This is a genomic window from Marinobacter sp. PE14, from assembly GCF_053566155.1.
On record NZ_JBQXNY010000006.1, the window covers coordinates 95862 to 108863 of the forward strand.

Consider the following 13002-nt stretch of genomic DNA (forward strand, 5'->3'; position numbering starts at 1 on the left):
GCGGCCCGGGGCGGGTGTCAGGTATACTGCGCCCATAGTGAACTCAGGGGTAGGTAGCCGATATGCGAGCGTGGACTCTGTCGATCATGACGTTGATGCTGGCTCTGGTTGTGAGCGGTTGCGGTCAGAAAGGTCCGTTGTACCGTGACAGTCCGGCCGCTTCGATAACGTCCGGGCCGGATTCGGCCCAGGAACAGCCCGATCGCAAAGAAACCAGCGACTAGCGCTATGGCCTCCCGGCCCCGTTAAACGAATCAGGAAGCTCATGGATCATTTCAACTACCGCGACGGCGAGCTGTACGCCGAGGATATCCCTGTATCTGCCATTGCCGATCGTTTTGGTACACCGGCCTACGTGTATTCGCGCGCCACGCTTGAGCGTCATTACCGGGCCTATGATGATGCCCTTCGGGATTACCCGCATCTGGTGTGCTACGCCGTTAAAGCCAACAGCAATCTGGCGGTGCTGAACGTTCTTGCACGGCTTGGTGCCGGCTTTGATATCGTGTCGGCCGGTGAGCTGGAGCGGGTACTGCGGGCCGGTGGTGATCCGTCGCGGGTGGTATTCTCCGGCGTTGGCAAGCAGGAGTGGGAAATGAAGCGAGCCCTCGAAGTGGGTGTGCGCTGCTTCAACGTCGAATCCGATACCGAACTGGACAGGCTCAATGCTGTGGCGGGAGAACTCGGCGTAAAGGCACCGATCTCTCTGCGGGTGAACCCGGATGTTGATGCCGGTACCCATCCCTATATTTCCACCGGTCTGAAAGAGAACAAGTTCGGGATTGATATTGCCGAAGCGCCGCAGGTCTATGCCCGTGCGGCAGGTATGCCGAACCTCGACGTGAAGGGTGTGGATTGTCACATCGGCTCACAGCTGACGAGCGTGTCCCCGTTCCTCGACGCACTGGACCGGGTGCTGGCCCTGATTGATTCCCTGGCGGAGCAGGGCATCCACATTCACCACCTGGATATGGGCGGTGGTCTGGGTGTCACCTACAACCAGGAACAGCCACCACAGCCGTCGGATTATGTGAAGGCGCTGGCCGAACGCCTGGGTGACCGCAAACTGGAGCTGATTCTGGAGCCCGGTCGATCCATTGCCGCCAACGCTGGCATCCTGGTGACCAGAGTCGAATTCCTGAAGTGTACCGAGCACCGGAACTTTGCCATCATTGATGCCGCCATGAATGATCTGATCCGGCCGGCCCTTTACAGCGCCTGGCAGGCGATTATCCCGGTCAAGCCGCATCAGGATGGTGAGGAAAAAGCCTGGGACCTGGTCGGTCCGGTCTGTGAAACCGGCGATTTCCTGGGCAAGGACCGGCACCTGCGCCTGCAGGCCGGGGATCTGCTGGCGGTTCGCTCCGCCGGAGCCTATGGCTTTGTCATGAGCTCAAACTACAACACGCGGAACCGGCCGCCGGAACTCATGGTCGACGGTGACCAGGTGCATGTGGTTCGTCGCCGTGAAACTCTCGAAGACCAGCTCGCACCCGAGAGCTGCCTTTCGGAATGAGCGGGAGCGAGGAGATGACACAGCAACGCCGGACCCAGGGCCCCATGCTTCGATTTACCAAGATGCACGGGCTGGGTAACGACTTTATGGTGGTGGATGCTATCAGCCAGCCTTTTCGCCTGCGCCCCGAGATGATCCGCGAACTGGCCAACCGGAATTTCGGAATTGGCTTCGATCAGTTGCTGGTGGTGGAGCCGCCCGGGCTGCCGGATGTCGATTTCCGCTACCGAATTTTCAATGCGGACGGCTCCGAGGTGGAGCAGTGCGGCAATGGTGCGCGCTGCTTCGCCCGGTTTGTCCGGGACCAGCGACTGACCAACAAAAAGGTCATCCGCGTTCAGACCGCCAAGGGCGTGATCGAGCTCCGTATCGGCCGGGAAGGCATGGTGATGGTCAATATGGGCGTCCCCGAGTTCAATCCGCCGGCTATTCCGTTCGCCGCCGACCGTCGAAAGGATGTCTACACCGTAGATGTGGACGGCCAGACAGTGGAGCTGAGCGCCTTGTCCATGGGCAACCCCCATGGAGTGCTGCTGGTTGAGGATGTTGACCAGGCGCCGGTAGAAACACTGGGGCCCAAGCTTGAGCGGCACCCCCGCTTCCCGGCACGGGCGAACATCGGGTTTCTTCAGATTCTGGATCGTACCCATATCCGCCTGCGGGTGTTTGAGCGTGGCTCGGGCGAGACCCTGGCCTGCGGTAGTGGTGCCTGTGCCGCCGTGGTGGCCGGCTGCCTGCGAGGCCTGCTGGATGCCCGCGTGGAAGTGGAATTGCGGGGTGGCCCTCTGGTCATTGAATGGCAGGGTGAAGGGACCCCTGTTATGATGGAGGGGCCTGCAGCCAGCGTATTTGAGGGCCAGTTGAGGCTGCCGGGTGATTCTGGCGGTCGTCGACGCAGGAGCGCTCGCCCCCATAAACAACGATCCTGACAGCCAGGAGTACTCCATGACAGAACAAACGGCCCGCCAGAAGGCCGGAGAGCTCACCCGGGAAGAGGTGGCGGACTACCTGCGCGCCAACCCCGATTTCTTCATCGATCAGGACGAGCTGCTGCGCAGCCTGACCCTGCCCCACGACAGTGGCCGGGCCATTTCGTTGGTCGAACGCCAGGTGCATCTGTTCCGGGAGCAGCGGGACACCCTGCGCAGGGAGTTGGTAGAGCTTGTGTCCATCGCTCGCCACAACGACCGGTTGTTCGAAAAGAGCAAGCGTCTGTTGATGCAGGTGATTGAAGCCCGGACGCTGAACGATATGGCTGCTGCCATTGATGACAGTATCCGTGGTGATTTCGGTCTCGACGCCGCCTCGGTGTTGTTGTTTACCGATGCTGAGTTGCCTGAGGCCTCCCAGGGCGCCTTGCATGTGGTAAGTCCCTCTGCGGCCCGTGAGCGTCTTGGCAGCTTGCTGGAAGGAGAACGGGCTGTGTGTGGTCAGTTCCGTGAGAGCGAACGGGAGTTCCTGTTCCCGGACCGTGAAGAACCCATTGCCTCGGTAGCTCTGGTGCCGCTGAGGCATGACGAACTGGTGGGCGTGTTTGCGGTCGGTAGCTGCCAGCCGGGCTATTTTGACCAGAGCATGGGTTCCCTGTTCCTGAGCTACATCAGCGACACACTCAGCCGCCTGCTGCCGCCCATGGTGCAGCGCCACACCGCGGCTGCTCCGGTCACCGACATGGCGACGGAGTCCCGCTAACGTGTCAGAGGTCCCGGAGCGTCCGGCAGTGCCCAACGAGCTGACCGGGCCGCTGACGGAGTTTATCCGGCACCTGGCTTCTGAAAAACGCCATTCGCCAAGAACCTGCGACAGCTACCAGCGCGATCTGCTGCGTCTGGCGGAGTGGCTGGGCCGCAGTGGGTTCGTTGCCTGGCAACGGGTGACCAACCACGATCTGCGCCGCTACGTGGCGACGCTCAGCCGGGAGGGGCTGTCAGGCCGGAGCATTGCCAGACATCTCTCGGCGACCCGCCGTTTCTATCAGTTCCTGCTCAGGGAGAAACTGGCGTCGGATAATCCGGCGCTGGATATCCGGGCCCCCAAGAGTGGCCGCCGTCTGCCCCGCGTTGCAGACGTGGATCAACTGAACCATCTCCTGGACGGACAGCCGGACGATCCCCTGGAAGTGCGGGATCTGTGCATGTTCGAGCTGATGTATTCTTCCGGGTTGCGGCTGGCGGAGCTGGCAAGCCTGGATCTGGATACCGTCGATCTGCGCAGTGGTGAAGTCCGCGTGGTGGGTAAGGGTGGCAAGGAGCGCCTGCTACCGGTCGGACGAAAAGCCATTGCAGCCATCGAGGCCTGGCTAACGTACAGAGAGGCGCTGGCCAATGTCGGTGAGGCTGCACTGTTTGTCAGTCAGCGGGGCGAAAGACTCAGCCACCGAAGTATCCAGGCCCGCCTCAGCCGCTGGGGAATCAGCCGCGGTGCCGACCAGAAACTCCATCCACACCTGCTGCGACACTCGTTTGCCAGCCACATGCTTGAATCCAGTGGTGACCTGCGTGCCGTACAGGAACTGTTGGGGCATGCCGACATTGCCACGACCCAGGTCTATACTCATCTTGATTTCCAACATTTGGCCCGGGTTTATGACCAGAGTCATCCCAGAGCACGACGCGATCGGTATCATGGTAAAACCAGTGGCGAGAGTTCCTGAGACCAGCAAGGGTCGTTTAGGGGTTTTTCAAACATCAACAGTACAGCAAGGATAGGCGGGAGCGCTCCATGGCATCGGATCAGTCCTGGAAGGAAAAATACCTTCAGGAACTCGAGTCTGCAGATAACCGGGAAAAGCAGTGGAAGGCGGAACGGAATACCCTTGAACGCATGCTGGTGCGCACCAGTCTCGCCTCCGAAGGCCAGACCCCGGAGCTGGATCGTTTGCTGGCTCGTATCCGCAAGGATCTGCGGAAGAACCGGGTCGATGTCGACGCCTGGAAAGAGTTGCAGGATCAGATTGATCGTCAGGTCGCCCTGCTCGATGAACGTCAGTCTGCCAACGACAGGAAGCCTTCCTTTTTCTCTCGTCTGGCGCGAGAGCCAGAGCAAGAGCCCCAGCCCCAGCAACAGCAGCAACAGGCCAGCCCGGAACCTTTATCAGAAAGCAGCGAGCAGCCGGAGTCTCTGCCGGATAATGCACAGGATATCGAGGACAACGTCCAGCGGTTGCGCATTGCCCGCCGTGTGGGCCAGCTGCTGGGCCAGATGCTTACCCAGGTTTCTCTTGAACCCGCAGCCGAAGCCCGGGCCCGGGCACTGCAGCAATCCCTGCTGGCCAGTAACGACTGGGACGAATTGCGCGAAGGCCTGAACCACGTGGCTGAGCTGGTAATCGCTGCGGTTACCCGGAGCAAGCGCGAGTTCGAAGCCTTTCTCAAGCGTCTCGATGAACGTCTGGAGCTGTTGAGGGAGCACTTCTCGGCCCAGTCCTCGGCCCAGTCCGGCCGACTGGATGCCTCAGAGCACCTTGATCGGGAGATCCGTGAGGAGATTGAGCGGGTCGGGCAGCGTTTGCAGGAGAGCGATGACCTTCAGGATCTCAAACAGTCGGTCAGTCGTCATCTTGAGTCCATTGGTCAGGCGGTAGGCCGTTTCCGTACCCAGGAATCCGAGCGGGAGCGTGCGCTCTCCGAGCAGCTTGAGGCCATGCAGGAGAAAGTGGCGGCCATGGAGGCCCATTCCGAGCAGATGCAGGAACAGGTCCGTAAGGAGCGGCTCCGGGCCATGACCGACCTGCTTACCGAGTTGCCCAATCGTGAAGCCTGGCAGGAGCGACTGTCATTCGAGTACAACCGGTGGCAACGCTACAGCCATCCGTTGACCATCGGTGTACTGGATATCGATCTTTTCAAACGGATCAACGACTCCTATGGTCACAAGGCCGGCGACAGGGTGCTGCAGCTGGTTGCGAGGGAATTCAGGGATCGCTTGCGCACCACGGACTTTGTGGCTCGTTTTGGCGGCGAGGAATTCGTGGTTTTGTTCCCGGAAACCGAGCCTTCAGGCGCGCGAGCAGTGGTGGACAAGTTGCGGGAGCATGTCGGCAAGCTGCCGTTCCACTTCCGCGGCGAGCCGGTCACCGTGACCTTCTCAGCCGGCCTGGCGGGATTCATTGCCGGCGACACCGAGGAGTCGGTGTTTGACCGCGCCGACCGGGCCCTCTATCAGGCCAAGGACGCCGGCCGGGATCAGGTGATGATCAGCGACAGTGCCGACGTTCAGTGACGCATCATTGCGTCCAGCTCGTCGATCACCTCCGCCCAGTCGCTGTCTTCCTCCAGGCCTTCTTCCAGGAAGTGAGACTGGCTTTCGGACCAGATGGGAGCATCCTGGATGGCAACCTCGCTTGGCAGGGGCGAGTACTTGGCGACAAAATCCTCAATGCTTTTGGCGTCGGACGCCAGGCCTAGTTGCTCGAACAGAGTACTGAGGGTGTGTTTGCTGGTGTCCATGGATATTCGTCTCCCGTTGGCCGTTTGCCTGAATGAAATCAATGGCGTTTGCAGGTATTGTTCCCTGAAATGTAGCGGAACCCTTAAGGATATCCAGTGAAGGTTACCCTTGCCTTTCTACTATGCTGCCTGTTGGCGCTGTTTCAATCCCCCCTGCGGGCGGAACCGCCACAAGCATCGCCGGCCCCCGTGCTTGGCAAAGAGGAGCTGACCTGGCTGGAAGGGCAGGACCGGTTTCGCATTGGTCTTCGCAGTGATCAGGTGCCGCTGGTTTTCGATACCGGCAACGGTGTGCTTGCCGGCACCTACATTGACTACCTTGCCCGGCTCTCGGACAAGCTGGGCGTCGCCATGGAGCCAATCGTCCTGGAAGCCGGGCAGGATAGCGGTCCGGTCAGGAGTGAACTGGCAACCGATGCGGTGCTGACCACTCGAATGCCGGGGATGCCGGTGGTGCCCGGCAAGCGTTTCACCGACCCCCTGATGTCTCTTACCTATGGCGTGTTCGTCAGCGCCGGCGACGCGGCCATCCGGACCCTTGCCGATCTTGAGGGCAGCCGGATTGCGGTTATTGCCGGTGACCCCAACCAGTATCCAATGCTGGACCCAGTCGAGGAGTTTACGCCGGTGCCGGTCAGCAACGTCAGCGAAGCCGTCGGCCAGATTCTTTCTGGGCAGGCCGATGCGTTTCTGGCGCCGGTGCCAGTGGTTTCCGATTACCTCCAGTCGGCGATGGTGAATGGTATCGGCCTGTCGGTACTGCTCGATAACAGCCCGGTAGATGTGGTGTTGCGGGTGGATACCGATCGGGACCTTCTTTACCAGGTGCTGAACAAGGCTATTGCCGCAATCGGCCACAACGAGCACCGTACCATCCGCCAGTCGTGGCTTCAGGCCGATCAGCCGTCCCTGGAACGAAGTGGCCTGGAACTGTCCGGGTCGGATATGGAGTGGCTCAAGCAGCATCCGGATCTGAAGGTCGCGTTTCGCTCGGACTGGCCACCGTTTGAATACACCCAGGATGGCCGGCCCACCGGCCTGGTTCCGGATTTGCTGACCCGGCTGGAAACCGAGCTGAACGTGCGTTTTACGCGCTCTGTGGCTGGAAGCCGCATGGATGCTGAAGAGAAACTGCGTTCGGGCGAGGTGGATATTCTTCCCGGGTTGTCCCGGACGCCGCGTACCGAAGAAGCATTTCTATTTACCCGGGCCTATCTGACCGTACCGATTGCCCTCGCCATCCGGGACGACGGTCGCTTTATTGGCGATCTCCGGGAACTCCGCTCTGAACGGGTGGGTGTGGTGAACCGGCATGCGGCCCACGATTACCTCCTGATCAACCATCCGAACCTGGACCTTTACCCCATGGACACCGTGGAGGAGGGGCTTCTGGCACTGTCCAATGGCGATCTGGATGTCATGGTTACCCATATTCCGGCGGTCAGTTACACGGTGGCCCGGCTGGGGCTTTCAAACCTCAGGATCACCAGCATCACCCCCTACCAATACGATCTGCGACTGGCCGTGCGCAAGGACAGCCCTGAGCTGCATCGGGTGCTGAACAAGGCGCTGGGCAGCCTCGAAGCCAGCGAGACAGAATCCATCTACAACCGCTGGATTCACCTGGATATCGAGCAGGAGACCGATTATACCGTGGTGCGGCGAGTAGTGCTGATCGCCATCCTGGTGGTGCTGATTTTCCTGTATTGGAACCGCAAACTGTCGCGGGAGGTGGATGAGCGCATCCGGTCAGAGAATGCCCTGCGCCGGAGCGAGGACGAGTTGCGGGCTGCCAAACTCGAAGCCGAGAGGTTGGCCCGGGAGGCGGAGACCGCCAGCCTTGCCAAGAGTGAGTTCCTCGCCAATATGTCCCACGAAATACGAACGCCGATGAACGCTGTGATCGGTTACAGCGATCTGCTCAGCAACAGCGTTACCGATCCGCAGCAGCGAAATTATCTGGACGCCATCCGGGCGGGAAGCCGGAGTCTGCTGATGTTGATCAACGACATTCTGGACCTGTCCCGCATCGAGGCGGGAAAAATGCGGCTGGACTATTCCGCGGTATCGGTCCGTCGTCTCCTGGACGATGTTCGCCACATTTTTGATCTGCGTGCCCGGGAGCAGGGCATCACCCTGGAAGTGAGTGTCGACTCGCGAATGCCCGGCGCGATGATGCTGGATGAAACCCGCCTCCGGCAGGTTTTGTTCAATCTGGTCGGCAACGCCATCAAGTTTACCCACGACGGTGGTGTGACGGTTCGGGCAACCGCGAAGCCGCTCAAGAAGCGGTCGGCAGAAGCAGAACAGAACCCGGAAGCGCCGGAGCGCCAGTATTACAAGTTGATCGTCACGGTCAGCGATAGCGGTATCGGCATCCCGCCGGACCAGGTGGAGCGGATTTTCGATGCCTTTGAGCAGCAGGAGGGGCAGAACACGCGGCGCTATGGTGGAACCGGTCTCGGGCTGGCCATCAGCCGGAAGCTGGCCCGTATGATGGGCGGAGAGCTGGAAGTTGAGAGTGAGCCAGGTGCCGGTTCGGTCTTTACGGTGACCTTGCCGCGGGTTGAGGCGACGGTGGAGCAGGCGGAAGACGAGGGTGTTCCCAAGGAATCCGACCGGCTGCTGGCCCAGACTCTCAGCATGCAGGAACGGGGCTGGCTCCGGGAACAGCTCGCGGCGGATTTTGGTGATGAGTGGGAAGCTGTGAGAGAGAGCGGCGATCCGGAACAGATGAAAGACTTTGCCCGTCGGGTACTGGCCTGGGGCCAGCGATTCCGGTCACGCTCAGTTACCCGTTACGGGGAGAAGCTGCTTGCTGATGTCGAGGCATTCAACCTGGATGCGGTCAACAGTGCTCTTGAGGCCTTCCCGAAACTGCTCGGCCGCGAAGAGTAAGAATCGGGTGGGTTACAGGCAATCGAACTGGGAGCGACGGTCGAAAGCGACCGAGACCATGTCGTAACCGGAATCCGAGAGTTGTCGGATAAGGTCGCGGTCTTTCAGCAGAGTCATGCAGACCTTGTGCACACTGGCCTGAAGCTGTTCAGATGCCATGTCGTTAGAAGCCAGGCGGAAATCCACGATCAGGTATTTTCGCTCGACCGCCGCGCTGGCGGGAATATCCTGTCGCTCAACGCTCTCGTACCCGATATAGGTCGCCTGGGCTTCCGGAAATACCTGGCTCATGAGTACGTCAAGATTTTCGGCATGGACAAGCGGTGCCGACAGAAAAAGGGCTGCGACAGCGAGGCGAAGTGAGCGTGTGATAGTCATTGGAGGCCACTCCCTGGTGACATTCCGGTTGGTCTGTAACCAATTGTAAAGTTTGGTTACGGTTGATTATTGCAGAGTCTGTCGCATTTTGCGCGATATCTGACATTAATTTTTCAATTGTTTGCAGTCTCGATACAGTGACGACCGGGCTTTCGGGCTCCCGGTCCGCTGCACGATCAACTATGATGTGGGTAAGACGGACTTAGAGAGGAAAACGCATGTTTCAGCTTGTCTTTAAAGGGGAATGCGTTCCCGGAACGGATCTGGAAACGGCGCGCAACAATGCCAGAACCCTGTTCAAGGCTTCTCTTGGTCAGGTTGACCGCATGTTCAGTGGCCAGCCGGTGGTTATTCGCAACAAGCTGGAAGAGGTTCAGGCTGAAAAATACCGGGCGGTGCTGAAAAAACACGGCATGGTGGCTTATGTTCAGCCGATGGCTGACGACCGGCCTGCCGCAGGTGCGGCACCACAACCAGCACCGTCGGCCCCCGCAAGTCAGCCCCGTCCGCAGCCGGCGTCCTCTGCCCTGCCGGCGGAAGAGAAGCGCAGTGGGGTTCCTGAAACCGAGCCTGGCGATCGTCTGCCGGTGGCGGGCGATAAGGTGGACACGATACTTTCCGGCTCCGGTCTGAGTCTGGATCCGGTCGGAGTCAGCCTGACAGAGAAGACCGAAGTGGAGCCACCGATGTTTCAGCATCTGGACGAGTGGAGCCTGGCTCCGGCTGGCAGTGATCTGGGTGTCGAACGTGACCTGCCGCCGCCGATGGTACCTGACGTATCCCACCTGTCACTGGCGGACGACGACTCCTCGGAGCGGAAATGACCCAGTTGTGAGCCAGTGGAACCCCTGGGACCGGAATGCCCCTCGACTGATCGCCGTCATCATGATTCTCCTGGCACCACTGGCTTCCGCTGAGGAGCGTCCCAAGGTAGGGCTGGTTCTCAGTGGCGGCGGCGCCAAGGGTATGGCCCATGTTGGCGTGCTGCGGGTTCTGGAGGAAATGCGGGTTCCCGTTGACCTGGTGGTGGGCACCAGCGCGGGTTCCGCGGTCGGTGCCCTTTACGCCAGCGGTATGCCGGTCAGTGACATCGAGCAGCGCTTTATCGAGATGGACTGGCTTTCCAGTTTTCGTGACGACCCCGGCCGGGTCTACAAGCCGGTTAGGCGCAAGCAGGACGACTGGCGGTTTCCGGTGGTCCCGGGCATCGGTGTTCGCGCCGATGGTCTGCGTGTCGGTGGTGGGCTGATTGCCGGGCAGAATCTTGGTTTTATCCTCAACGAGCTGACCCGCAACGCCGCCCTGGTTGAAGACTTCGACCGGCTCCCCATCCCGTTCCGGGCTGTTGCCACCGATCTTGAGACCGGTGAGCAGGTAGTCATCGGTGACGGTAATCTTTCCGAGGCGATTCGTGCCAGCATGAGTATTCCCGGGGTTTACGCGCCGGTGGAACGTGATGGCCAGTTGCTGGTAGATGGGGGCGTCGCCAACAACCTGCCCATCAGCGTTGCCAGGGAGTTGGGCGCCGACATCATCATTGCAGTGGATATTACCGACAGTCTGATGGAAACCGACGAGCTCCGGGGCGCGTTTTCCGTTGTCGGTCAACTCACAACCATCATGACCCGGAGAAACACCGACCAGCAGCTGGATCTGCTCGCCGATGACGATGTCCTGATCCGCCCCGACCTGGAAGGCTACACCTCAGCTGACTTTTACGATGCGCCGGTGCTGTTTGAGCTGGGCGCCAGCTCGGCCCGGGAACACGGCGTCGAACTGCGTCCGCTGGCGTTATCCCGCAAGGCCTGGGCCGAGTGGCGGGACAACGTTTCAGCGCGGGACGCGGGTGCGCGCATCGTGTCACGCATCGAGATAGAAGACAGTCGTCGGTTGGCCCGCGACTTCCTCAAAGAGCGAATCCGACAGAGAACCGGCGAACCTCTGAATACCGAGCAGCTGGAGGCCGATCTTAAACGAATTTATGGCCTCGGCTACTACGAAATTGTGTCGTATTCGACGGCGTCGTCGCCCGACGGCACCGTTCTGACCATCCGCGTTCAGGAGAAGAGCTGGGGGCCGAACTACCTGTCTTTCGGTCTGAGTTATGAGGACAACTTTGACGGGGAAACCCGGTTCAATCTTGCCTCTTCTCTTCGAATGACCGAGCTCAATGCACTGGGGGGGGAGTGGCAGACCGGTGTCCAGCTGGGCACCGAGCCCTGGGTTCGCAGCCAGTGGTACCAGCCACTGGATTACGGCTATGAGCGGTTTCTGGTGCTCGGTGGCGAGTACTCCCGGGATACCCTCAGCCTGTTTGATGCCGCCGGCACCCGTGTTACGGAGGTGGATGTGACCTTCCGGAAAGCGGATCTGGCGCTGGGTATGGAGATCGGCGGCAATGCCGAAGTTCGTCTGATATATGCGCGGGGCTATGCCACGGTTGACGAGCAGATCGGCCAACCGGTAGCGCCCGAGGGGTCGGTGCACCAGGGAGGTCTGGCGGTGCAGCTGGTCCATGACTCGCTGGACGATACTTTCTATCCTCGCGACGGTGGTTTTGCCGGCCTACGTGGACGCTTTGAGCGCGAGGGCCTGGGATCCGACCGGGAGTTCGATTCGATAACCGGCCTGGCGCTGGGAACCGGAAGCTGGAAAGGCCTGACCCTGACCGGGCTGGTCTTCGGCCATGCGGTAACCCGGGGCACCCCCGGAATTGAAAATGCTGTTCGCCTGGGAGGATTCCGCCGGCTATCGGCATACGCGCCGGGTGAGATCACCGGCGACAACGCGTTAATGGTCTCAGCCTATGCCAGCCAGTCCTTTGGCGGCCCCCTGCTGCCCTGGTTTGTGGGCGCCGGGTTCGAGGCGGGTAATGCCTGGCCCTCTCTGGATGCTGCGAGCTGGGACAGCTCGGTGAAATCGTCCAGCGTATTCGCAGGCGTGGACACCTTCCTCGGCCCCGTTCAGCTGGCCGCCGCTTACAACAACGAAGACAATTGGACGGCCTACCTGAACATTGGTTTCTCGTTCACCCAGCTCTTTTACTGAGTGCCGTCAGGCCGTTCTGCTGCCGGTCTTCTCAATGGCTGTGAGAACCTGCTGGCATTGTTGCAGGGCATAGCGATGCAGGATGTCTGCGAGGCGGTCCTCGTCCCGATCCTTGATGGCACTGATTGACTGCTCCATGTGGGACAGGTTGTCCTCAAGTACACGATTGCCCCCTTCCTGGAAGGCGACGAAGGCACAGCGCTTTGCCGAAGGCCAGAGGTCATCAATGGCAGAGACAATGAAGTAGTTGTCGGCATAGGCCAGCGATGCCTTGGTGTACTCAATGCCCAGCTCCAGAAACGCCATCAGGTCGTTTTTCCTGTAGCAGGCCTGCATCTGCTCATACAGGCTCTCCAGCCGCGCCATATCCTCGGTCTGCCAGTGGCGCACGAGCTTGCGACCGGTGTGCGTGAGGTAGAGCTCCAGGGTCTCGTACAGACTGCGAACGAAGTATTCGTCCAGCGGAGTCACGAACGCGCCTTTGCGGGGCACGTTGCGGACCAGATGCCGCTTCTCCAGCAGCAGCAAGCCTTCCCGTATGGATCCATGACTGACGTCCATCTGTTTTGCCATGGCGCCCTCGTAGATCCGTTCACCGGAGCGCAGCTGGCCAAAGGCAATCAGGTTTTCGATGTGGCGTGCGACCTGTTCGGTCAGTGTTTCTCTGGGCTTGAAGGCATTCATGGTGATCTGTCGCTACTGCATACTGGCTGA

General features: G+C 60.2%; 12 protein-coding genes. 9 read left to right on the plus strand and 3 right to left on the minus strand.

From position 1 onward, the window contains the following. The first annotated feature begins 62 nt into the window (after positions 1-62). The 6 genes from lptM (at position 63) to ACWJ62_RS17760 (ending at position 5737) form a co-directional block, all read left to right on the plus strand. On the plus strand, positions 63-224 hold the full coding sequence (lptM, locus tag ACWJ62_RS17735; protein WP_449287388.1) for an LPS translocon maturation chaperone LptM: 162 nt from the start codon (positions 63-65) through the stop codon (positions 222-224). 41 nt (positions 225-265) lie between these two features. After that, complete coding sequence (gene lysA, locus ACWJ62_RS17740; protein ID WP_449287389.1) at positions 266-1516, plus strand: diaminopimelate decarboxylase; 1251 nt, start codon at positions 266-268, stop codon at positions 1514-1516. Positions 1517-1530: 14 nt separating this feature from the next. After that, positions 1531-2445, plus strand: a complete 915-nt coding sequence (dapF, locus tag ACWJ62_RS17745; protein ID WP_449287390.1) for a diaminopimelate epimerase — start codon at positions 1531-1533, stop codon at positions 2443-2445. Positions 2446-2461: 16 nt separating this feature from the next. Next, positions 2462-3208 carry a DUF484 family protein gene (locus ACWJ62_RS17750; RefSeq protein WP_449287391.1) on the plus strand — a complete coding sequence of 249 codons (747 nt, stop codon included), beginning with the start codon at positions 2462-2464 and terminating at the stop codon, positions 3206-3208. 28 nt (positions 3209-3236) lie between these two features. Next, the gene (gene xerC / locus ACWJ62_RS17755) at positions 3237-4169 is read left to right on the plus strand and encodes a tyrosine recombinase XerC (RefSeq protein ID WP_449287476.1); all 933 of its coding nucleotides are present in this window, start codon (positions 3237-3239) and stop codon (positions 4167-4169) included. Between the two features lie 68 nt (positions 4170-4237). Next, the gene (locus ACWJ62_RS17760) at positions 4238-5737 is read left to right on the plus strand and encodes a diguanylate cyclase (protein ID WP_449287392.1); all 1500 of its coding nucleotides are present in this window, start codon (positions 4238-4240) and stop codon (positions 5735-5737) included. Here ACWJ62_RS17760 and ACWJ62_RS17765 read toward each other — a convergent pair. Beyond that, positions 5731-5964, minus strand: coding sequence for a DUF2789 domain-containing protein (locus ACWJ62_RS17765; RefSeq protein ID WP_069184830.1), 234 nt, complete (start codon positions 5962-5964; stop codon positions 5731-5733). The genes ACWJ62_RS17760 and ACWJ62_RS17765 overlap by 7 nt on opposite strands. Before the next feature lie 96 nt (positions 5965-6060). Here ACWJ62_RS17765 and ACWJ62_RS17770 point away from each other — a divergent pair, with 96 nt between their 5' ends. Beyond that, complete coding sequence (locus tag ACWJ62_RS17770; RefSeq protein WP_449287393.1) at positions 6061-8862, plus strand: ATP-binding protein; 2802 nt, start codon at positions 6061-6063, stop codon at positions 8860-8862. Between the two features lie 12 nt (positions 8863-8874). Here ACWJ62_RS17770 and ACWJ62_RS17775 read toward each other — a convergent pair whose 3' ends face one another. Continuing rightward, complete coding sequence (locus ACWJ62_RS17775) at positions 8875-9240, minus strand: hypothetical protein (RefSeq protein ID WP_449287394.1); 366 nt, start codon at positions 9238-9240, stop codon at positions 8875-8877. Between the two features lie 218 nt (positions 9241-9458). Here ACWJ62_RS17775 and ACWJ62_RS17780 point away from each other — a divergent pair, with 218 nt between their 5' ends. Both ACWJ62_RS17780 and ACWJ62_RS17785 read left to right on the plus strand, forming a co-directional pair. Then, positions 9459-10064 carry a hypothetical protein gene (locus tag ACWJ62_RS17780; protein ID WP_449287395.1) on the plus strand — a complete coding sequence of 202 codons (606 nt, stop codon included), beginning with the start codon at positions 9459-9461 and terminating at the stop codon, positions 10062-10064. A 7-nt stretch (positions 10065-10071) separates the two neighbouring features. Next, entirely contained in the window at positions 10072-12288 is a 2217-nt protein-coding gene (locus ACWJ62_RS17785) for a patatin-like phospholipase family protein (RefSeq protein WP_449287396.1), read from the plus strand. A 6-nt stretch (positions 12289-12294) separates the two neighbouring features. On the opposite strand, the gene ACWJ62_RS17790 is transcribed toward ACWJ62_RS17785, so the two are convergent. Further along, positions 12295-12972: a GntR family transcriptional regulator gene (locus ACWJ62_RS17790; RefSeq protein ID WP_449287397.1), complete on the minus strand. Its 678-nt coding sequence runs from the start codon at positions 12970-12972 to the stop codon at positions 12295-12297. Positions 12973-13002: the final 30 nt, after the last annotated feature.